A 23,208-nucleotide genomic window follows, 5' to 3' on the forward strand; every position below is an offset into this window, starting at 1 on the left:
CTCAAATGACACTACGCAAACTCTTTGCAGCCTGCTGCTGCCTGAGCCTCGCCCTGACTTCTGCCACGGCGCAGGACAAACTTTATCCCAACACCTTCCCGCTGGGCGACGTGAAGCTGCTCGACGGACCCTTCAAGCACGCCTGTGACCTCAATGTCGACGTCCTCCTCCAGTACGACGTCGACCGTCTGCTTGCTCCCTTCCTCAAGGAAGCCGGGCTGCCGAAGAAGGCAGAAGTGTTCCCCAACTGGAGCGGACTCGACGGACACGTCGGCGGGCACTACCTCTCGGCACTTGCCATCCACTACGCAGCCACCGGCAACCCCGAGTGCAAGCGTCGCATGGACTACATGCTGGACGAGATGAAACGGTGCCAGGACGCCAACGGCAACGGCTACGTGGGCGGAGTCCCCGACGGCATGCGCGTGTGGGACGAAATCGAGAAGGGCAACGTAGGCATCGTCTGGAAATACTGGGTGCCCTGGTACAACATGCACAAAGTGTACGCCGGGCTGCGTGATGCGTGGTCGTACGCCGGCAGTCAGCAGGCACGCGACATGTTCCTGCGCCTCTGCGACTGGGGACTGACGGTCATCGCCCCGCTCAGCGACGAACAGATGGAGCAGATGCTCGACAGCGAGTTCGGCGGGATGGACGAGGTCTACGCCGATGCCTACCGGATGACAGGCGACCGCAAGTACCTCGACGCCGCCAAGCGCTTCTCCCACCACTGGCTGCTCGACAGTATGGTCGCACGGGTCGACAACCTCGACAACAAGCACGCCAACACCCAGGTGCCCAAGGTCGTCGGATACCAGCGCATCGCCGAGGAGAGTGCCGCTGCCGGACAACCGGCTGACGAGCGCACCTACGACGCTGCCGCACGCTTCTTCTGGGAGACCGTCGTCTACAACCGTTCCCTCGCTTTGGGCGGTAACAGCCGGCGCGAGCACTTCGCCGCAGCCTCCGACTGCAAGAGCTACGTCGAGGACCGCGAAGGACCGGAGTCGTGCAACACGAACAACATGCTCAAGCTCACCGAAGGACTCTTCCGCATGCACCCCGAGGCACGCTATGCCGACTTCTACGAGCGTGCCATGTTCAACCACATCCTCTCCACCCAGCACCCCGGGCACGGCGGATACGTCTACTTCACGTCCGCCCGTCCCGCCCACTACCGCGTCTACTCGGCGCCCAACAGCGCCATGTGGTGCTGCGTCGGCACGGGCATGGAGAACCACGGCAAGTACGGCGAGTTCATCTATACCCACTCGGGCGACAGCCTCTTTGTCAACCTCTTCGTCGCTTCCGAACTGAACTGGAAAGAGAAGGGGCTCACGCTGACACAGGAGACCTCCTTCCCCGACACGGAGACCTCGCGCCTGACCGTACACACCGGGAAACCCGTCCGGGCGAAGCTGCTCATCCGCCATCCCTGGTGGGTGGAAGCCGGAGCCATGAAGGCGCTCTGTGCCGGGACGGACCATGCCGTCGGTTCCACTCCGTCGAGCTACATCGCCATCGAGCGTGAATGGCGCGACGGTGACGTCGTGGAGCTGACCCTCCCGATGCATGTCACCCTGGAGGAACTGCCCAACGTGCCCAACTATGTCGCCATCATGCGCGGTCCCATCCTCCTGGGCGCCCGGATGGGAACGGACCATCTGGACGGTCTGGTGGCTGACGACAGCCGCTGGGGACACATTGCCCACGGACCCCTCGTGTCGGTCTTCGACACTCCCTTCCTCATCGGCGAGCGTGCCGACATCCTTGCGAAGCTGACGGCGATGCAGCCCGTCCCCGGCAAGCCGATGTGCTTCACCGTTCCCGGACTCTTCACCGGCAAGTACAAGGACCTGCAGCTGGAGCCGTTCTTCCGCATCCACGACTGCCGCTACATGATGTACTGGCTCTCGATGACGGAGCGGGAGTACGCCGACTACCAGGCTGCCGCCCGTGAGGCGGAGCAGCAGAAGCTGCGTCTGGACCGCCGGACGGTCGATGCCGTGGCGACAGCCGAGCAGCAGCCCGAGGTGGACCATCAGATGAAGAACGAGAACTCCACCACCGGCAACTTCCAGGGAGAGCCGTGGCGTGACGCCCGCGACGGAGGCTTCTTCTCCTACAACCTGGCGACCCGGGGCGAGACGACGCTCAACCTCATGGTGCGCTATTGGGGCAACGAGACCGCCGACCGCACCTTCGACATCCTCATCGACGGGGAACGGCTGGTGGAGGAGAACCTCGTCGGCAAGTGGAACAAGTCCGAGCTGGTCAATGTGGAATACCCCATACCGGCATCAATGCTGAAGGGCAAACAATCGGTGACGGTGACCTTCCGCAGCCGTCCCGGTACGGTAGCCGGCGGCGTGTTCTACGTCCGTCTGGTGAAACCGGAGAAACGGTGATTCAATTGATAATTGACAATGGACAATTGACAATTGATTTTCCTCCGTTTGTCAGAATGACATTATTTCCCCGGTTTTAACATCATAATTTCCCGATTCGACCTTTTTATCTAACGCGCATTTTCGCAAAATTCTCCCATTTAGCGAAATGCGCGTTAAATATTTTAAGATACGTCCGTCAGAACACATGGAAATAAACGGTTGTTTACGTAATTATACTCTTTCTAACGCGAAAAAGCCATCCGTCGGACCCGTCATCCCGGTCAAAAGCACCGGTGACTGGCTTCGTACGGACGCGTCCGCACCATCGTACCGACGTGTCCGCACCGTCGTAGTCGTTCGTCCGTACGAAAACAGCCATCTGTTTTCATTTTTTAGCGCCCGGAGGGGTGCGATTCCGCAGGTGTGAAATTGCGTCCGTCCGTGTGAAAAGACCGACGGAAGGGGACGAAACCGGGAGAGATGGAAGCAGAATGACAGGAAACAGACGGAAAGTCCGTCAAGGTGTATTTAGCGAATCGCCCGAGAAGGGCCTTCCCGGTCACCAATCCGTATGTTGGTGCGAACGAAGGCATTCTCGGGCGATTCGTTTGACAGATTGACACTTTGTCAATTCTTTGGTTTCCGGCTCCTCCCGGACTGTCTCCGGAGGGAGGATTACCGGCGGTTGAGGCTCCCCGTCCGTCTGTTCGTCGGCAGACCTTTCCCTCCGGAGAAGGGGTGGAGCGGGGCGGTGCGTCCGTCGGAGGCGGTGAGTGCAGGAAACGGCGTTAAATAGAGGGATTTTTGCAGGGATGTAACATGAACAAACAAATCTGAAACATCGTTAGTGGGTAGTTTGCCCCAAGATGCCTTTCTTTGCAAGACGGACGATAGCGTGGGGCTGCCTCCTTCCGGAGGAACGGCCCTCCGCGTCCCCGTCCGATGTTGAACCTGTAAACTGATGCCATGTGTATGAAACGGATGTGTGTAAACCTTTGTTACCTGCTGGCTCTCCTGCTGGCAACTCCCCTTTTTGCCGTTGCCCGGACGGGCGAACGGACTCCTGACAAACTGCTGGTGGCTGAAACCGCTCGTCCCGGAGCGTTCCTGCTGACGGACTGTTCCATCTGTTACGATGAGGCGGATGCTCCGTTGGTGGGCATCACGGCACGGCTTTTTGCCGACGACCTGAAGGACGTCTTCGGACGTACGCCAGCCGTGACGACCGAGCCGCACGGCAGCCGGGTGATTATCCTGGGCACGCTGGGACAAAGCCGTCTGGTCGACGGACTGGTGGCGGCGAAGAAGCTCGACACGGACGGCATCAGTGGCGGATGGGAACGCTTCGTCATCCGTCGGCTGGACAACCCCTTGCCGGGCGTGGAGCAGGCACTGGTCATCGCCGGGAGCGACCGGCGGGGAACGGCATTCGGTGCGTTTACGCTGAGCGAGGCGATGGGAGTGTCGGCGTGGAAGTGGTGGGCGGACGTCCCCGTCCCGCAGAAGAGCCGGCTGTATGTCGTCGATGACTGTGTGTCCGAATCCCCCTCGGTGAAGTACCGCGGGATGTTCATCAACGACGAGGACTGGGGGTTCCATCCGTGGGCAGGACAGAACTTCGAGAAGGAACGGGGCGACATCGGTCCGCGCTCCTACGAGAAGGTGTGCGAACTCATCCTGCGCCTGAAGGGCAATATGCTCGCGCCCGCCATGCACTCCTGCTCCAAACCGTTCTACTATTTCCCGGAGAGCAAGCAGGTGGCGGACCGTTACGGCATCATCATCACGACTTCCCATTGCGAACCGCTGCTGGTGAACAACGCCGCTCTCTCGGAATGGGACACGAAGCGCGACGGCGAGTGGAACTATGTGACCAACAAGGCGCGCATCTGCGAGAAGTTCAATGCCCGGGTGGCGGAGGCCGCTCCCTATGAAAATATCTACACGACCGGCATACGCGGCCTGCACGATGCCGGGATGATTGGCAATCTGACGGCAGCGGACAAGGTACGTGTGCAGACGCAGGTCATCGCCGACCAGCGCGCCATCCTGGAGAAGCACCTGCAACGTCCTGCCAAGGAGATTCCGCAGATATTCGTGCCCTACAAGGAGACGATGGACATATACGAAGACGGTTTGCAGGTGCCCGACGACATCACCCTCGTGTGGGTCGACGACAACTATGGTTACCTGAAGCGTGTGAGCAACCCCGAAGAGCGCAGACGCAGCGGGGGGGCAGGCGTTTACTACCACTTGTCTTATCTCGGTGCTCCCCACGACTACCTCTGGCTCTGCACCACTCCGCCCGTGCTGATGTACGCGGAGCTACGCAAGGCATACGACACGGGCGCGGACCGTTACTGGCTGCTCAACGTGGGCGACATCAAGCCGATGGAACTGGGCGTGCAGACGTTCTTTGACCTGGCGTGGGATGTGGACCGCTTTGATTACGATACCATCCACCGCGAGCAGAGCCGTTTCCTGGCTGCCATCTTCGGCGAGGAATACCGTGACGACCTGCAGGATATCCTTGACACCTACTACCGCCTGGCGTGGAGCCGCAAGCCCGAGTACATGGGCTGGGAACGCGAGTGGGACGACCCGCGGCTGGAACAGCTTGCCGACACCGAATACTCCTTTGACTATTATAACGACGCCCGGGGACGGTTGGCGGACTACGGACGCATTGCCCGCCGGACGGCGGAGATGCTTGAGCGCCTGCCCGACACCTTCCGTCCGGCTTTCTTCGAGATGCTGGGCTATCCCGTACTGGCTGCCGAGCAGATGAACCGCAAGTTCCTCCTTGCCCAGGTGAACCACGAACAGCTGGCTGCAGGCAACAAGGCTGCCGCCAACCGTTCCGCCCGCGAGGCGCGTGCCGCCTTTGACAGCATCCGCGTGCTGAACGACCGCTACAACGGACTGTTGGACGGCAAGTGGGACAAGATGATGGCGCTCCCGAAGGGATGGGTGGCGAAGTACCAGGAGATGCCTCCGGTGACTTGTACCGACGGTGCCGGGGAGGAAGCGCTCGACCTGCGCCCCGTGGCGGAACAGGCACGGCTGGAGGGCTGCACGGTGGTGGATTTGCGCCGCCCGTCGCGTATGGTCTCTGCCGGAGGACACTCGATGCGCGTCATCGAGGGCGTCGGCTACGACTGGCATGCCTTCCGCCTGGGAGAACCCACGGAGGCGGTGTGCGACCCGACTGACCTGGACGGGGTGCGGGTGGAATATGCCCTGCCTGCCGTGGATGCCGACTCGGTGAAGGTCTATGTCTATACCCTGCCGTTCTTCCCGCTCTTCGAAGGGAGGAGCACGCGTTACGGCATCTCGGTCGACGGTGCTCCTGCCGTGGTGGCATCGGACGATGTGACGGAGTATTCCCCGGCGTGGAAGGACCGTGTCCTGCGTAACGGTTCGCTGGAGGTGGTGACCTTCCCTGTCGACCGCACCCGCCCCGGGCACACACTGACGCTCGTCTGCGGAGACCCCGGCATCATGTTCCAGCGTATCATCGTCGACTGGGGAGGGCTGAAGCCCACCTACGTGGGACCCTCCGTCGACTGTGCAACCCGGAATAATTAATCTTAATCCCATACAACCATGAATAGAATCAAGACCCTGGCAGGCCTGGCGGCCGTCGCGCTGACCGTCCTGCAACCCTTGGCGGGTCATGCGCAAGACCCGCTCATCCAGACGAAGTACACCGCCGACCCGGCGCCGATGGTGCACAACGACACCATCTTCCTGTATACAACCCACGACGAGGACGATGCCGACGGCTTCAAGATGCTCGACTGGCTGCTCTACACCTCGACCGACATGGTCAACTGGACCGACCACGGGGCGGTGGCATCGCTGAAAAGCTTCAAGTGGGCAGTGCGCGACAACGGCGCCTGGGCGGAGCAGGTCATCGAGCGCAACGGCAAGTTCTACATGTACTGCCCGCTCCACGGCAACGGCATCGGGGTGCTGGTGGCAGACTCGCCCTACGGTCCGTTTACCGACCCGCTGGGCAAGCCGCTCGTGTGGCAGAAGGAGCACTGGGAGGACATCGACCCGACGGTGTTCATCGACGATGACGGACAGGCGTACATGTACTGGGGCAACCCGAACGTCTACTACGTGAAGCTCAATGAGGACATGATTTCCTACAGCGGCGACATCGTGAAGGTCGACCCCGTGCCCGAGCACTACCAGGAGGGCCCCTGGTGCTACAAGCGCAACGGCAAGTACTACATGGCGTTCGCCTCGACCTGCTGCCCCGAGGGCATCGGGTATGCCATGAGCGACAGCCCCACCGGTCCCTGGACGACGAAGGGCTACATCATGCGTCCGACTGACCGCAGCCGGGGCAACCACCCGGGCATCATCGACTACAAGGGGAAGACCTACGTCTTCGGGCTCAATTACGACTTGCTCCGCATAGAGACGCCCGACCACCACGAACGCCGTTCGGTGTCGGCTGCCGAGATGCACTACAACGCCGACGGAACCATCCAGGAGGTGCCTTACTGGAAGGACACCCGCCTGGAGCCTGTGGGGACATTTGACCCCTACCGCCGCGTGCAGGCCGAGACGATGGCTTGGGGCTACGGTCTGAAAACAGCCCCCAAGGCGGACGGCGGCATCTGCGTCACGAACATCCACAACGGGGAGACGCTCCGTCTCCGTGCCGTCGACTTCGGCAGCCGGGCGGGCACGATGACGTTCCTGGCTTCGGTGGCTTCCGCTGACGGGAACGCACGGCTGGAAGTCCGCCTCGACAGTGCCGAGGGACCGCTCTTGGGCACGCTTGACATACAGCCGACGGGAGGCTTGGACACTTACAGGGAACAGACCTGCACGCTGCAGGGCGCCACGGGCGTCCATGACCTGGTGTTCTGCTTCCGTGGCGGCGAAGGAATGGAATTGTTTAACTGGGACTCCTGGGAGCTCCGCAAATAATGATACGGATGATGAAACCAATCTTATGTCTCTGCCTCTCCCTCTTCGTGGGGATGCAGGCTTCCGCCCGCGAGGTTGAACTGCGCAGCCCCGACGGCAAGTTGTGCGTCACGGTGGACGACACCGACGGCAATCCCACCTACAGGGTGGACTATGACGGGGTCGCCTTCCTCGACAAGTCCCCGCTGGGGCTGGACACGAACATCGGCGATTTCACCCGCGGGTTGACCCTGACGGGAGTGAGCGAGCCGACGACCCTCGACGAAACCTATGAACTGAAGACCATCAAGAACAGCCGCCCCCATTACGTGGCGAACGTGCAGACCTACACCTTCTCGAAGGAAGGCACACCGGTATGCGACGTGGTGTTCCAGGTGAGCAACCACGACGTCGCGTTCAAGTATCGTGTGCTCCGTCGCGGCGAGACCCTCAGCTGCGTGGTGAACCGGGAAGCTACGGGCTTCGCCTTCCCCGCAGGCACGACGACCTTCCTCTGCCCGGAGATGGGACCGATGACCGGCTTTGCCCGCACGGCGCCCAGCTACGAGACCCACTATACCCCCGACGACACCGTGGGCAAGAACGGCTGGGGCAACGGCTACACCTTCCCCGGACTGTTCCGCAACGGCGACCGGGGCTGGGTGCTCCTCTCCGAGACCGGCGTGACGAGTGCGTATTGTGGCAGCCGTCTGCTGGGTCAAGCCGACGGTCTCTACACGGTCGGCTATCCGACGGAAGCCTCCAACAACGGCAACGGCACGGTGGCTCCGGGCATCTCCCTTCCGGGTGAGACCCCGTGGCGCACCATCACCGTGGGCACGACCCTGCAGCCCATCGTGGAGACGACCATTGCCACCGACGTGGTCCGTCCGCTCTACGAGCCCTCGCAGGACTACCGCTACGGCAGCGGCTCCTGGAGCTGGATTATTGCCGGCGACGCCAGCACGAACTTCGACACCCAGAAGCAGTATGTGGACTTCAGTGCCGCGATGGGCTACCAGTCGGTGCTGGTCGACGCGCTGTGGGACACCCAGATCGGGCGCGACAAAATCGAGGAACTGGCACGCTATGCCTCCACGAAGGGCGTGGCGCTCTACCTCTGGTATAACTCCAATGGCTACTGGAACGATGCACCCCAGGGTCCGCGCAATATCATGAACAACACCATCGCCCGCCGCCGGGAGATGAAGTGGATGCAGCGCATCGGCATCCGCGGCATCAAGGTGGACTTCTTCGGCGGCGACAAGCAGGAGATGATGAAGCTCTACGAGGACATCCTCGCCGACGCGAACGACTACGGTATCCTCGTCATTTTCCACGGATGCACGTTGCCCCGCGGCTGGGAGCGGATGTACCCCAACTTCGCCTCTGCCGAAGCGGTGAGAGCGAGCGAGAACCTCAACTTCTCGCAGGAGGAGTGCGACCGGGAGGCAACCAGCGCCACACTGCTGCCGTTCATCCGCAACACCGTCGCCAGCATGGACTTCGGCGGAAGCGCGCTCAACAGGTATTACAACGCAAAGAATGAGCCCGGGGGCCGCCAGCGCAAGACCTCCGACGTCTTCGCCCTTGCCACGGCGGTGCTGTTCCAGAGCCCCGTGCAGCACTTCGCCCTGGCGCCCAACAACCTCACCGACGCTCCGTCGTGGGCGATGGACTTCATGAAGGAAGTCCCCACGCTGTGGGATGAGGTGAAGTTCATCGACGGGTACCCCGGGAAGTACGTCGTGCTCGCCCGCCGTCACGGCACGAAGTGGTACGTTGCCGGCATCAATGCGCAAGCCGAGCCGTTGAAGCTCACCGTCAGCCTGCCGATGTGGCAGCCGGGACAGGAGCTCAGGCTCTACAGCGACGACAAGGAGCTGCAAGGCAGCCTCTCGGTGAAGAAGCTCGGCAAGAAGCAGGAACTGAAACTCACCATTCCCTGCAACGGCGGTGTGGTGGTCGCGGGGCAATAAGCCCTGACGGACGCATCCGCCGGCGACCTCCCGGCTTCATCCGTCGGGAGGTCGGCAAACTCACGGATTCATAACCTTACAAACTTACATACGCACATGAACAAACATTACCTGATGGGGAGCATGGCCCTGCTGATGGCGGGCGCCCTGCACGCACAGAACCCCATCGTCCAGACCTGTTACACGACCGACCCGGCACCGATGGTGCATGATGGACGACTGTACGTCTATACCGGACACGACGAGGACAAGGCGGACTTCTTCTGGATGCAGGACTGGCGCGTCTATTCGACCACGGACATGGTCAACTGGACCGACCACGGCTCGCCGCTCGCTATCGAAACATTCTCCTGGGCGGACGACCGCGCCTGGGCTGCCCAGTGCGTGGAGCACAACGGCAAGTTCTACTGGTACGTCTGCCTGCACTCGAAGTTGTCCAATGCCATGGCCATCGGTGTCGCCGTGGGTGACTCGCCGACGGGACCGTTCAAGGACGCCATCGGCAAGCCGCTCCACGACGGCAGCTGGGACTACATCGACCCGACCGTACTCATCGACGACGACGGCGCCGCCTACCTGTACTGGGGCAACCCGAACATTTACTACGCGAAGCTGAACCCTGACATGATTTCCATCGACGGCGAGGTGCACCGCATGGAGCAGACGGTGGAAAGCTTCGGAGCTCCCAACCCCGAGGCGCGCGTGAAGGGAAAGAAGTACAAGGACGTCTATACCGAAGGGCCGTGGCTGAGCAAGCGCAACGGGAAGTACTACCTGCTCTACGCAGCCGGAGGAGTGCCCGAGCACATCGCCTACTCCATGGCGGACGGTCCGCTCGGTCCGTGGAAGTACATGGGCGAAATCATGCCGCTGCAGGACACCGGCTCGTTCACCAATCACTGCGGAGTCATCGACTACAAGGGCAACTCCTACTTCTTCTATCACACCGGCAAGCTGCCCGGTGGCGGCGGATTCGGCCGCAGTGTCGCCGTGGAGCAGTTCGACTACAACCCCGACGGGACCTTCCCGCTCATCAATGCCACCCGCGAGGGCGTGAAGCCCGTGGGTACGCTCTCGCCCTACGGACGGGTCGAAGCCGAGACCATCGCCTGGTCCGAAGGACTGAAGACCGAGCCGAATGCCGTGACGGGCGTCTATGTGTCCGACGCGCATGACGGCGACTACATCAAGGTGCGCGAGGTGGACTTCGGCGACCGTGCGCCCAAACGCTTCATTGCCTCTGCGGCAAGTGCCCTCCGCGGCGGACGCCTGGAAGTCTATGCCGACAGCATCGGCGGCAAGCCGGTGGCAGTGCTCGACGTCCCCGGTACGGGCGGATGGGAGAGCTGGCGTACGTTCGAGACGTCCGTGGCGCCCACGCTGACCGGCGTGCATGACATCTATTTCGCATTCAAGGGGCGCAAGGGCTGCAAGCTCTTCAACTTCGACTGGTGGGAGTTCAGCCGCGAGGAGGCTACCCCCGACGTACGTGCCACCACGCAGGCGGCGTCCACGAACATACCCGGTGTGGAGTACCCGCGTCTCGACGCGCAACGCCGTGCCCACTTCCGCTTCTACGCACCGCAGGCAACCCGTCTGCAGGTGGACTGCTGCGGCAAGAAGTACGACATGCAGCGCGATGCCGCAGGCTTCTGGACGGCGGTGACCGACCCTCTGGTCGTCGGGTTCCACTACTACTTCCTGCTGGTTGACGGCGTACAGGTGGCGGACCCTGCCAGCTACACCTTCTTCGGCTGCTGCCGCGTGTCGAGCGGCATTGAGGTACCCGAAGGCGAGGAGGGAGACTACTACCGTCCGCAACAGGGTGTGCCTCATGGGCAAGTGCGCTCCTGCACCTACTACTCGGAGACGACGAAGGCGTTCCGCCGCTGCATGGTCTATACGCCTGCGGAGTATGAGACGAACCGCAAGAAGCGTTACCCCGTGCTCTACCTGCAACACGGCATGGGCGAGGACGAGACAGGATGGTCCACCCAGGGCTGCATGCAGCACATCATGGACAACCTCATTGCCTCCGGCGAGTGCGAGCCGATGATTGTCGTCATGGACAGCGGCGACGTGGAGGCTCCCTTCAGCCCGCGTCCCGGAAAGGACGTCGAAGAGGAACGTGCCCGCTACGGCGCTTCGTTCTATGGCGTCATCCTCGACGACCTCATCCCGATGATCGACCGCACCTTCCGCACCCGCACCGACCGCGACCACCGCGCGATGGCGGGACTCTCGTGGGGAGGCTACCAGACGTTCCACACCGCCCTGCCGCACCTGGACAAGTTCTCCTACATCGGCACGTTCAGCGGCGCCCTCTTCGGTGTGGACCTGAAGACCTGCTTTGACGGCGTGTTCTCCGACGCCGCCCGTTTCAACAAGCAGGTGCACTACCTCTTCCTCGGCTGCGGGTCCGAAGAGAACTTCGGCACGAAGAAGATGGTCGACGGACTCCGTGAGATGGGCATCAACGCCACCTTCTACGAGTCGCCGGGCACCGCCCACGAGTGGCTCACCTGGCGCCGCTGCCTGCGTGAGTTCGTGCCCCACCTGTTCAAGTGAACCGTCGGAAAGGACAAACAGACAAACGTTTCATAAATACATACACCATGAAGAAATTACTATGGATGGGTCTGTTGTGCGGCTGCCTCACGGCACAGGCACAGGACCCCAACTTCCACATCTACCTGGCGTTCGGCCAGTCGAACATGGAGGGCAACGCGCGTGTTGAGGCTCAGGACAGCCTGGACATCAGTGACCGCTTTCTCGCCATGTCGCCCATCGACTGCGCCGAGCACGGACGGGTGAAGGGCGAGTGGTACAAGGCTGTGCCGCCCCTTTGCCGCTGTCACTTCACCGGACTCACGCCCTGCGACTACTTCGGGCGTACCCTTGTGGCGAATCTGCCGCAGAACATCCGCGTCGGCGTCATCAACGTGGCCGTGGGCGGTTGTCACATCGACCTCTTTGACAAGGACAAGTACGCCACCTACCTGCCGACGCAGCCCGACTGGATGAAGAGCAGCGCAAGCTTCTATGACGGCAACCCTTACGGCCGTCTGCTGGAGATGGCACGCAAGGCACAGAAGGACGGAGTCATCAAGGGTATCCTCCTCCATCAGGGCGAGTCGAATACGGGCGACAAGGAGTGGCCCATGAAGGTCAAGAAGGTCTACGAGTGCCTCCTGGCTGACCTGGGACTGAAAGCCGAAGACGTGCCCCTCATTGCCGGAGAGGTGGTACATGCCGACCAGAAGGGCATCTGCGCCAGCATGAACGACATCATCGACACCCTCCCCGAGGTCATCCCCACGGCGCACGTCGTCCGCTCGGACGGATGCCCCGCCGGGCCTGACAACCTCCACTTCACCGCGCAGGGCTACCGCATGCTCGGTGCGCGCTATGCCGAGACCGTGTTGCGCCTGATGGGCATCAAGCCTCTGGTGAACAAGGAGGAGGCTACGCGCCTGAAGTTGTGGTACGGCGAACCGGCACGTCAGTGGACCGAGGCCGTGCCCGTGGGCAACTCCCACCTCGGCGCCATGGTATACGGAGGCACGGAGAAAGAGGAAATCCAGCTCAACGAGGAGACCTTCTGGGCTGGTGGTCCCTACACCAACAACAATCCGGAGGGGAAAGAGGCGCTTGCCAAGGTGCGCGAGCTCATCTTTGCCGGCAAGGAGAAGGACGCGCAGGCACTCGCCGACAAGGCGTTCTTCACCGGCAGGAACGGCATGCGCTTCCTCACGATGGGAAGCCTCTTCATCCATCAGCCGGGGCACGGGAAGGCGAGTGACTACTACCGCGAACTGGACATCGAGGACGCCACCGCCACGACCCGCTACGTCGTCGACGGAGTGACCTACACGCGCACCGTCTTTGCCTCACAGGAGGACGACGCGCTCATCATCCGTCTGGAGGCGGACCGTCCCGGGGCGCTGAACTTCAGCCTCGACTACGACGCGCCCCTGGCGCACAGCGTGAAGGCGTCCAGGGACCGGCTCACCATCACCTGCAAGGCTGCCGATCAGGAAGGGGTGCCGGGCGCACTGACTGCCGAGTGCCGGGTGCAGGTGAAGCATGACGGCAAGGGCAGCCGGACGGCGGAAGCCGTCAGCGTGGCAGGCGCCACGACGGCAACCCTCTATGTCTGTGCCGCCACCAACTACGTCAGCTACAACGACGTCAGCGGCAAACCGTCCAAGCGCATCGACGCCGCCCTCAAGACCGTGCTCAAGAAGGACTACAGGCAGGCGCTCGCCGACCATGTGGCAGCCTACAGGCAGCAGTTCGACCGCGTACGCTTCAGCCTGCCCTCCACGACGGCTTCCGTCCGTGAGACCGACCAGCGGGTGGCAGACTTCATCAAGGGCAACGACCCGCAGCTCATGGCACTGATGTTCCAGTACGGACGCTACCTGCTCATCTCGTCCTCGCAACCCGGCGGACAGCCTGCCAACCTGCAGGGACTGTGGTGCGGCAGTGTGAATGCCCCCTGGGACAGCAAGTACACCATCAATATCAACACCGAGATGAACTACTGGCCCGCCGAGGTGACCAACCTGAGCGAGACCCACAGCCCCCTCTTCGACCTGGTGACCGACCTGAGCCGCACCGGACGCGAGACCGCCCGGACGCTCTACGGCGCCAATGGCTGGGTGGCACATCACAACACCGACCTCTGGCGCGCCGCCGGACCGGTGGACGCCGCCTTTTACGGACTCTGGCCCAACGGGGGAGCCTGGCTGGCACAGCACATCTGGCAGCACTACCTCTTCACCGGTGACAAGGAGTTCCTCCGTCAGTACTACCCCGTGCTGAAGGGGACGGCGGACTTCTTCCTCAGCTACCTCGTCAAGCACCCCGAGAACGGATGGCTCGTGACCGTCCCCTCCCTCTCGCCGGAGCACGGCTACAACGCTTCGTCGCTGACTGCCGGCAGCACCATGGACAACCAGATAGCCTTTGACGCGCTCTACAACACCTGCCAGGCTGCCCGCATCCTGGGCGAGCCGCAGAGCTACCAGGACTCCCTTGCCGCAGTCTGGAAGCAGCTTCCGCCCATGCAGATAGGCCGCTACAACCAGCTCCAGGAGTGGCTGAAGGATGCTGACAACCCGCGCGACGGCCACCGCCACATCTCCCAGCTCTACGGTCTGTATCCCAGCAACCAGGTGTCGCCGCGACTCCACCCCGAGCTCTTCCAGGCAGCCCGTAACACCCTGCTCCAACGGGGGGACGCCGCCACGGGATGGAGCATCGGCTGGAAGGTGAACTTCTGGGCACGCATGCTCGACGGGAACCATGCTTACCGCATTATCCAGAACATGCTCCGCCTGCTGCCCGGGGACGACGTGCAGAAGGAATACCCCGAGGGGCGCACGTACCCGAACCTCTTCGACGCGCACCCGCCCTTCCAGATTGACGGCAATTTCGGCTACACTGCCGGAGTCGCCGAGATGCTCCTCCAGAGCCACGACGGCGCCGTACAGCTCCTGCCCGCCCTGCCCGAGGCCTGGACCCGTGGCAGCATCAAGGGACTGGTGGCACGCGGCGGCTTCGTGGTCGACATGGACTGGGACGGCGCCCAGCTGCTCCGCGCCAAGGTGCACTCGCGCATCGGCGGCGTGTTGCGTCTGCGCAGCTACGTCCCTCTGAAGGGCGAAGGGCTGAAACCCGCACAGGGCGACTGCCCCAATCCGCTCTATGCCCCCGCACCGGTGGCAGAACCGCTGGTCTCGAAGGAACTGAAGGACCCGCAGCTCCCCATATTATATAAGGTATACGAATACGACGTGCAGACCCAGCCCGGACAAGACTATGTGTTCGAGCGCGGCACGGCGATGTAACATCCCCAGAGCCTATGAAACTCAGACATCTGCTTACCTCGGCTGCCCTCCTCCTGCTTTCGGCGGGGGCGGTGGCGCAGCAACAAGAGACGTTCACCAACCCGGTCATCAATGCCGACGTGCCCGACCCCTCGATGATTCGCGTGGGCGACTACTACTACCTCGTCAGCACGACGATGCACCTCATGCCGGGCTGCCCGGTGATGCGGTCGAAGGACCTCGTCCACTGGGAGACCATCAGCTATGTCTTCCAGAAGCTGACCGACCTGCCACGCTACGACCTGCTGGAGGGTACCGTCTACGGACGCGGACAGTGGGCGTCGAGCATCCGTTACCACAACGGGCTGTTCTACGTCTGGTTCTCGCCCAACGACGAACCCCACCGGGGCTACATCTACAGCGCGAAGGACCCTGCGGGTCCGTGGACACTCGTGTCCCGTCCGCCCCACTTCCACGATGCCTCCCTGCTGTTTGACGACGACGGCAAGGTCTACCTGTTCTACGGCACGGGTCAGTTGCGTCAGCTGAAGAGTGACCTCAGCGATGTGGAGCCGGGCGGGCTCGACCTGAAGATTTTCGAGCGCGACGCCGACGAACAGGGCTTGCTCGAAGGCAGTCAGGCGTTCAAGCACGACGGCAAGTACTACCTGATGATGATTTCGATGGACTGGAGCGTGCCGGGACGCCTGCGCCGCGAGGTGTGCTACCGTGCCGACAAGATTACGGGACCGTATGAGAAGAAGGTCATCCTCGAAAGCGAGTTCCAGGGCTACGGCGGTGTCGGTCAGGGCTGCATCGTCGATTCACCCGACGGCGACTGGTACGGCTTCATCTTCCAGGACCGTGGCGGCATCGGCCGCGTGCCGACGCTGATGCCCTGTCGCTGGGTCGACGGATGGCCCATGCTGGGCGACGAGCAGGGACGCGTCCCCGAACAGATGACGCTGACCACGTACCCCGATGAGTGCCGGGGCAGCATCATGGGCAGCGACGACTTCGCGTCCGCCTCGCTCAACCTGAACTGGCAGTGGAACCACAACCCCGTCGACAGCTGCTGGTCGCTCACCGAGCGTCCGGGATACATGCGCCTGAAGACCGCCCGCGTGGTGGACAACCTCTTCCTGGCACCGAACACCCTGACGCAGCGCATGCCGGGACCGCGGAGCCAGGCGACCGTCGCCCTCGACCTGTCGCACATGAAGGACGGCGACGTGGCAGGCTTCAGCGCGTTCAACGGGGACTCCGGCATCCTGGCTGTGGAGATGAACGGGGGCAGGAAGCAGCTCGTCATGTCGCTCCAGAGCGTCAGCCTGGCGGATGATGACAAGCGCGTGACCGAGGTGAAGACCGACGAGAAGGAGCGTGTCGACTGTCCGTCAGACCGGGTCTACCTGCGCATCGACGCGGACTTTACCGGCAAGAAGGACGAGGCACTGTTCTCCTACAGCCTGGACAACGTGACGTGGCACCGCATCGGCACTCCCTGCCGCATGATTTTCGACTACCGTCGCTTCTTCATGGGCAGCAAGTTCGCCATCTTCAACTATGCCACCCGTTCGCTCGGAGGCTATGTGGACGTGGATTCCTTCACGTTGGAAACTATCTAATTGACAATTGACAACCTTTCAATTGACAATTGATAATTGACAATGGACAATTGCCGTGCGGCATGGGGATGTTCCCCCTCCGATGGTGATTGTCCATTGTCGATTTTTTTATCCACCATTGCCATTCGGCATGTCATGAACCCATAAGGCGATAATTGTCCATTGTCAATTGTCCATTGACAATGGATTTTTCCCCGTTTATCAAAACGACATCATTTCCTCGGTTTTAACATCACAATTTCCCGATTTGCCGTTTTCGGCTAACGCGCATTTTCGCAAAATCGTCTCAATTAGAAAAACACGCGTTAAATATTTTAAGATACGTCCGTCGGAACGCATCAGAATAAACCCTTATTCACACAATTATACCGTTTCTAACGCGAAAAAGGCATCCGCCGAACCTATTTCCACGGTCAAAAGCACCTGTGACTGGCTTCGTACGGACGCGTCCGCACCACCGTACCGACGTGTCCGTACCGTCGTGGTCGTTCGTCCGTACGAAAACAGCCATCTGTCTTCCTTTTTTAGAGCCCGAAGGGGCACGATTCCGGATATGTGAAATTGTGTCCGTCCGTGTGAAAAGACTGACGGAAGGGAATGAAGGAAGAAGAGAAGACGGCAGAAAGACAGCAAACGGACGGAACAGCTGCCAATGTGCATCATGCAAAACGCCCGAGAATGCCTCCTTTGCTCGCGAACACGTAGTGGAATGCAAGGAAGGCCCTTCTCGGGCGATTCGTTTGACGTTTTGACACTTTGTCACCGTCGGTGCGGCAGGGCGGGAGCGGACGGCTACTGCTTCCCGTCGTCGGATGCCTTGAGGCACTGCTCCATGTAGGCGGTGGGCGTCAGTCCGTAAAGCTCCTTGAAGGCGGTCGAGAAGTAGTTGACGTTGGCAAATCCCGTACGCGTCGCCACCTCGTTGATGCTCTGCCGCTTGGCTGCCAGGAGGGCGGCAGCCTGCTTGAGGCGGACGTTGCGGATGAGGTCGCTCGCCGACTGGTTGGTCAGTTCCTTGAGCTTGCGGTAGAGGTGGACACGGCTGATGCCGACCTTCTCGGCAAGCATGTCGACGCTCAGGTCCGGGTTCGCCATGTTGTCGTTGATGACCTTCATCACGCGGTTGAGCAGGCGTTCGTCGGGCGACTCCACGTGGAGCTTCTGCACGCGCTTCTCCTGCGTCTGGCTGCCGCCGAACTTGTTTTGCAGCAGCTTCCGGTTGTGGATGAGGTTCTGCACGGTCCGCCGCAGGATTTCGATGCTGAAGGGCTTCGTCAGGTAGGCGTCGGCGCCGCAGTTCAGCCCCTCCAGGTTGTCCTCCTCGCGCGTCTTGGCGGTCAGCAGGACCACGGGGATGTGGTTGAGGTTGATGTTCTGCTTGACGCGTGTGCACAGGGCGATGCCGTCCATCTCGGGCATCATCACGTCGCTGATGATGAGGTGGGGCGGACGCTTGAAGATGAGTTCGAGCGCCTCCTTGCCGTTGCCGCACCCCTCGGTGTAGAAGTCGGTAGTGAGCTCGCGGCAGATGTAGCTGCGGATTTCCTCGTCGTCCTCGACCACGAGCACCCGGTAGCTGCTCTTCGGGTGGACTGCCTTCCCCTCGGTGCCGGCGTCGGTGTTGGTCTGTGGCGCCGTGTCGGGTGCCGGGCGGACGGGGACAGCCGGGGCAAAGGCGCCGTCCTGCTCGTTGGCTGTGAGGTGGCTGCTGCCCAGCGGAAGGCGGATGGTGAAGTGGCAGCCTGCCCCGTCGGCGTTGTTGGCTGCCTGGATAGTGCCGTGGTGGAGACGGACGAGCGAGCGCGTCAGGTGAAGCCCCACGCCGGTGCCGGGCTGGGACTCGTTGCGGGTGTTGTGCACCTGGTAGAAGCGGTCGAAGATGCGGCTGATTTCTGACTCATCGATGCCGCAGCCGTTGTCGGTGACGCGTATCTCGAAGTAGTTGCGCAGCGGCTCCTCCACGGCATCGGGGTCGGTGCCCCGGGTGAGGCTGACGTCAATGTGTCCGCCCTCGGGCGTATACTTGAAGGCATTGGAGAGCACGTTCATGAGCACCTTGTCGAAGTTCTGCGGGTCTATCCAGACGTCGAGCCGTTCGTCCGCGTGGCGGAAGGTGAAGTCAATGCGGCGCGTGGCTGCCTGGTCCTCGAAGGTGTGGTAGAGGTCGGCGATGAAGCCGACGATGTCCACGCGGCAGAAGTGCAGGCGCATTTGCCCCTTGTCAATCTTGCGGATGTCCATGAGCTGGTTGACGAGGCGGAGGATGCGCTCGGCATTGCGGTAGATGGTGTGGTAGCTCTGCTGGCGCGCGGGATTGGCATCGCTCGCCATGAGCTTCTGCAGCGGACTGATGATGAGCGACATGGGTGTGCGTATCTCGTGGGATATGTTGATGAAGAAGCGCACCTTCGCCTCGTTGAGCTGTTCGGCGTGGATGTGCTCCATCATCTCCTGACGGGCACGGTAACGCTGGCGCATGTAGAGCACGCCCGCGGCGGCAAGGGCGGCGGCGAGCAGGACGTAGGCGGCCTTTGCCCACCCGGAGGCGTACCATGCCGGGGACACGATGATGGTGAGCTGCCTGACCGCCGAGTCGGTGTCATAGCTCCGTGCCTTGACGCGGAAGTGGTAGGTGCCGGGAGCCAGGTCGCTGAAGGAGACGCGGTTGATGCCGGCACGCAGGTGGACCCACGTGCTGTCGTTGAAGGTGTAGGAGTAGCTGATGCGTTCGGGATTGTAGAACTCCATGGCGGAGAACTCGATGCTGAAGGAGTTGTCCGTGTGGGCGAGGCGGACGCAGTCGGCGTCGCTGATGGAGCGGTCGACAATGTCGCGCCCGCCGGACTGCATGCCCGGTCGGACGGCCCGGTCATGGAGGTAGAAGTCGGCGATGCGGATGTCGGGGCGCTTGTTGGAGCTGCTGATGCGCCGCGGGTCGAAGAGGGTGATGCCTCCGGTCCCGCCGAAGATGAGCTCCCCGTCGCTTCCGGCGAAGGAAACCCGCTTGCTGAACTCGTTGCCCTGCAGCCCGTCGCCGGCGTAGAAGTTGACGAAAACCTCGTGGGGGGGGGTAAACCTGGAGATGCCGAAATTGGTGCTGACCCAGAGGTTGCCGTCGCCGTCCTCCTCGATGGCGGAGATGGAGTTGCTGGGCAGCCCGTCGGCGGTGGTGTAGATTTTCACGGCTCCGGTGCGGGGCGTGATGCGCTTGAGTCCGAAGGAGGTGCCCGCCCAGAGGTAACCCTGACGGTCCTCGTGCAGGGCGTACACGACCTCACCCGGGAGCAGGCGGTTCTTGCCGAAGGTGCTGACGAAGTTCATCGTCGGCAGGTCCAGGCAGCCCAGTCCGTCGTAGGAGCCGAAGTAGAGCTTGTCGTCGGACGAGCAGAGCAGGCAGTTCACCCAGGGATTGTTGAGCACGTTGCTCTCTTCGCGGTAGTCTCGCCCGTCCGAGGGATACGGCAGACGGAGGACCTCCTTCGTGCGGAGGTTGATGCGGTAGATGCCGCTCCCAAGCGAGCCGACCCAGAGGTGCTTGTGACGGTCTTCGGTGATGGAGTAGACGCTCTGCACGGGTGCGCCCTTGTCATCGTACAGGGGGAAGTAGGTGCAGCGTCCCGTCTGCGGGTCGAGGCGTGCCAGTCCGTCACGGAAGGAGCCGACCCAGAGGTTGCGGTCGGAGTCCTCGAAGAGGGCGGTGACGGTCGCCGGGACGGACTCTCCCTTCCGGCTGTCCGGGGCGAAGTGCTTCAGGCGGCTTCCGTCCGGGGCGACACAGTAGAGGCCGTCGTTGTCGGTGCCCACCCAGAGGCGGTTGTCGCGGTCCTTGCACACTGCCATGATGCAGCTCGACCCGATGGGGTTGTCCGCATTGACCTTGTAGCCCAGGTAGCGGAAGCCGCTGCTGCGTGTGGGCACGATGAGGACGCCCTTCTGGAAGAGTCCCAGCCAGAGGTTCCCCTGGTTGTCCTCCAGGATGGCGTGCACCTTCGCCTTGTCGAAGTTGAAGCCTACGGTACTGACGTGCACGTTCTCCAGGCGGTCGGCAGACGGATGGTAGACCTTCATGCCCTCTCCGTCGGTCCCGACATAGATTTCATCCGACGCCGTGGGGCAGAGCGCCTTCACGGGCATCCGTCCGCCCGTTTCCCCGCCGACGCGGACGAAGCGGTCCTGCCGTTCGTCGTAGCGGAAGAGTCCGTTCTTGAGGCAGCCCGCGTAGATGTTGCCCTGTTCGTCCTCACAGAGGGAGGAGCTCCACACGAGGTTATCCGCTCCGTAGTACTGCCGCACGTGGTTGCCGGCATCGAGGCGGAACACGCCGCGGTCGTTCGAGGCGACCCAGAGGCGCCCCTTCCGGTCCTCGTACACCTGGTTGATGAGGCTGCTCACCAGGTCGGGCAGGTGGTGTGCAGCCAGGCTGTCCTTCTTCGGGTCGAGGACGAAGAGGTTGTGTCCCGCGGTGCCGATGAAGATGCGTCCGTCGCGCCGTTGGATGATGGAGGAGACGTTGGCAGTCAGGGTATCGCCCGCCGCGCTGAGCAGGGGGATGCGTGTGAAGCGGTCGCGTGCGCGGTCATAACGCTGTAGACCGCCGAGGCTGCCGATGAGGAAGCGTCCGTCACGGTCCTCGAACAGGACCCTGACGTAGTTGTTTGCCAGCGAGTTCGTGTCGCCGGGCTTATGTCGGAAGATGGTGAACTTGGCTCCGTCGTAGCGGCTCAGCCCGTCCTCGGTGGCTATCCACAGGATGCCGTCGCGGTCCTGGTAGATGCTGTTGAGCATGCTGCTCGACAGTTCCCGGTCCACGGTAAGGAGCTTGCCCCTCTGGGCATGGCACATGACGGCTGACAGAATGAAGCACAACAAAAGTCGTAAGGTTAACTTGGCTCTCATGGTTCAGTGTGATTTGTCCGCAAAAATACGTAAAAATGTCTGAATCCGTCTGTCCCGTCCGCAATTTTACTGCGACAGGGGGCAAGGGGCGGTGGATGTGTGCATTTTTGTCCGCGCAAGAGCTTGCCGGTACGGTGAAAAGTGTTACATTTGTTGAACCCGAATCGGTCGGTAGACTGCTCAGGGTTTCCTCCCTGTACCGGAGCATCAGAACTTAAATCATACCACCTTATGAACACGAGAACCCTATTGACGACGGTCGCCCTTTGCCTGGCGACCCTGAGTGCGCATGCCGGCAACCTCTTCACCTCGCTGCTCGGAAAGAGTGAGGCGGAAGTGGAGGCACGGCTCCAGCAAGTGTGGAACCACTTCTTTACCCCTGCGGACCTGGACCGCTACGAAGCCCCCGGCGAGACGTCGGTCTACTATGAGACGGCGGACGGGCTGGCATTCATCATGGACACCGGCAACAACGACGTGCGCTCCGAAGGGATGTCGTACGGGATGATGCTCAGTGTGCAGCTGGACCACCGGAAGGAGTTCGACAAGCTGTGGGGCTTGGCGAAGAAGTATATGGCTTATGCGCCGGGGAGTGCCTGGGACGGCTATTTCTGCTGGCAGTGCCGTCCGGACGGGACGAAGCTGGGAGGCAGCAATGCGTCCGACGGCGAGGCTTACTTCGTCACCGCGCTCTTCCTGGCTGCCGAACGTTGGGGAGAGCCTCGCTATGCCGACGAGGCGAATGCCATCCTGACAAAGGTCATGAACAAGGACGGCGAACGCACCGGCGTGTACAACCTTTATAATAAGGAGAACGGACTCATCACCTTCGTGCCCGACCGCATGGGGCACGGCTTCACCGACCCTTCGTACCAGCTGCCTGCCTTCCTGGACAAATGGGCGCAGGTCGCGTCGGCAGACCGTCCCTTCTGGGAACGTGCGGCGACGGAGGCACGTCGGCACCTCATTGCCTCGGCACATCCGGAGACGGGGCTGTACCCTGACTACAGCGAGTACGACGGGCGTGCCTATCGCTGGCCGCATGCCGGCTACGACACCTCCATCTACATGTACGATGCCATCCGCTGTGCGATGAATGTGGGGATGGACTACTATCTCTGGGGAAAGGACAAGGCGAACCAGACGGAGGTCATGGCCCGTCTGCTGACGTTCTTCCGGCGCGACGGCTTCCGTCATGCCCACTTTGCGCTCGACGGTTCGGATGCTTTCGGCGAATACACGCAGGGCATGGCAGGTGCGAATGCGGTGGGTGCGGTGGCGCTAGCCGATTCCGACTCTCCGGAACACCGCGAGTTGGCACGCGAGTACGTGCAACGGCTGTGGGACGCGCAGCCTCCCACGGGCAAGTTCCGCTACTACGAGGGGCTGGTCTATTTCCTCTCGATGCTCCATGTGTCGGGGCACTTTGCACTGAACTTCTGACCCGAAGAACTTGTTTCTGAAATAAAGGGAGATACCGGACGGTCGGATGACCGCTCGGGACTTCTGTCCGGATGGACAGGGGATGGACTTGTCGGTCCGTCAGTCCCCG

9 protein-coding genes are annotated in these 23,208 nt (G+C 61.9%); 8 read left to right on the plus strand and 1 reads right to left on the minus strand.

Annotation, left to right across the window (positions count from 1 at the left end; translation table 11 throughout):
• Positions 1-5: 5 nt before the first annotated feature.
• The 7 genes from C8275_RS03820 to C8275_RS03850 all read left to right on the plus strand — a co-directional run bounded on the left by C8275_RS03820 (position 6) and on the right by C8275_RS03850 (position 16,760).
• The gene (locus C8275_RS03820; protein WP_106484163.1) at positions 6-2,408 is read left to right on the plus strand and encodes a glycoside hydrolase family 127 protein; all 2,403 of its coding nucleotides are present in this window, start codon (positions 6-8) and stop codon (positions 2,406-2,408) included.
• A 954-nt stretch (positions 2,409-3,362) separates the two neighbouring features.
• Positions 3,363-5,978: a glycosyl hydrolase 115 family protein gene (locus C8275_RS03825; protein WP_199881854.1), complete on the plus strand. Its 2,616-nt coding sequence runs from the start codon at positions 3,363-3,365 to the stop codon at positions 5,976-5,978.
• Positions 5,979-5,996: 18 nt separating this feature from the next.
• The gene (locus C8275_RS03830) at positions 5,997-7,340 is read left to right on the plus strand and encodes a glycoside hydrolase family 43 protein (RefSeq protein WP_106484165.1); all 1,344 of its coding nucleotides are present in this window, start codon (positions 5,997-5,999) and stop codon (positions 7,338-7,340) included.
• A gap of 8 nt (positions 7,341-7,348) precedes the next feature.
• On the plus strand, positions 7,349-9,298 hold the full coding sequence (locus C8275_RS03835; protein ID WP_106484166.1) for a glycoside hydrolase family 97 protein: 1,950 nt from the start codon (positions 7,349-7,351) through the stop codon (positions 9,296-9,298).
• A gap of 96 nt (positions 9,299-9,394) precedes the next feature.
• Positions 9,395-11,866, plus strand: coding sequence for a family 43 glycosylhydrolase (locus C8275_RS03840; RefSeq protein WP_106484167.1), 2,472 nt, complete (start codon positions 9,395-9,397; stop codon positions 11,864-11,866).
• A 47-nt stretch (positions 11,867-11,913) separates the two neighbouring features.
• On the plus strand, positions 11,914-15,153 hold the full coding sequence (locus tag C8275_RS03845) for a glycoside hydrolase N-terminal domain-containing protein (RefSeq protein WP_106484168.1): 3,240 nt from the start codon (positions 11,914-11,916) through the stop codon (positions 15,151-15,153).
• Between the two features lie 14 nt (positions 15,154-15,167).
• Positions 15,168-16,760: a glycoside hydrolase 43 family protein gene (locus C8275_RS03850; protein WP_106484169.1), complete on the plus strand. Its 1,593-nt coding sequence runs from the start codon at positions 15,168-15,170 to the stop codon at positions 16,758-16,760.
• Between the two features lie 792 nt (positions 16,761-17,552).
• On the opposite strand, the gene C8275_RS03855 is transcribed toward C8275_RS03850, so the two are convergent.
• On the minus strand, positions 17,553-21,656 hold the full coding sequence (locus C8275_RS03855; RefSeq protein WP_106484170.1) for a hybrid sensor histidine kinase/response regulator transcription factor: 4,104 nt from the start codon (positions 21,654-21,656) through the stop codon (positions 17,553-17,555).
• Positions 21,657-21,887: 231 nt separating this feature from the next.
• On the opposite strand from C8275_RS03855, the gene C8275_RS03860 reads away from it, so the two are divergent.
• Positions 21,888-23,099, plus strand: a complete 1,212-nt coding sequence (locus C8275_RS03860; protein ID WP_106484171.1) for a glycosyl hydrolase family 8 — start codon at positions 21,888-21,890, stop codon at positions 23,097-23,099.
• Positions 23,100-23,208: the final 109 nt, after the last annotated feature.

The sequence above is a fragment of the Bacteroides sp. Marseille-P3684 genome, from assembly GCF_900291465.1.
Classification (GTDB): Bacteria; Bacteroidota; Bacteroidia; order Bacteroidales; family Bacteroidaceae; genus Phocaeicola_A.

Coding starts and splice junctions, on each gene's coding strand:
- C8275_RS03845 (WP_106484168.1), top strand. CDS start 11,914: ATGAAGAAATTACTATGGATGGGTCTGTTGTGCGGCTGCCTCACGGCA.
- C8275_RS03840 (WP_106484167.1), top strand. CDS start 9,395: ATGAACAAACATTACCTGATGGGGAGCATGGCCCTGCTGATGGCGGGC.
- C8275_RS03825 (WP_199881854.1), top strand. CDS start 3,363: ATGAAACGGATGTGTGTAAACCTTTGTTACCTGCTGGCTCTCCTGCTG.
- C8275_RS03860 (WP_106484171.1), top strand. CDS start 21,888: ATGAACACGAGAACCCTATTGACGACGGTCGCCCTTTGCCTGGCGACC.
- C8275_RS03850 (WP_106484169.1), top strand. CDS start 15,168: ATGAAACTCAGACATCTGCTTACCTCGGCTGCCCTCCTCCTGCTTTCG.
- C8275_RS03855 (WP_106484170.1), bottom strand. CDS start 21,656: ATGAGAGCCAAGTTAACCTTACGACTTTTGTTGTGCTTCATTCTGTCA.
- C8275_RS03820 (WP_106484163.1), top strand. CDS start 6: ATGACACTACGCAAACTCTTTGCAGCCTGCTGCTGCCTGAGCCTCGCC.
- C8275_RS03830 (WP_106484165.1), top strand. CDS start 5,997: ATGAATAGAATCAAGACCCTGGCAGGCCTGGCGGCCGTCGCGCTGACC.
- C8275_RS03835 (WP_106484166.1), top strand. CDS start 7,349: ATGATGAAACCAATCTTATGTCTCTGCCTCTCCCTCTTCGTGGGGATG.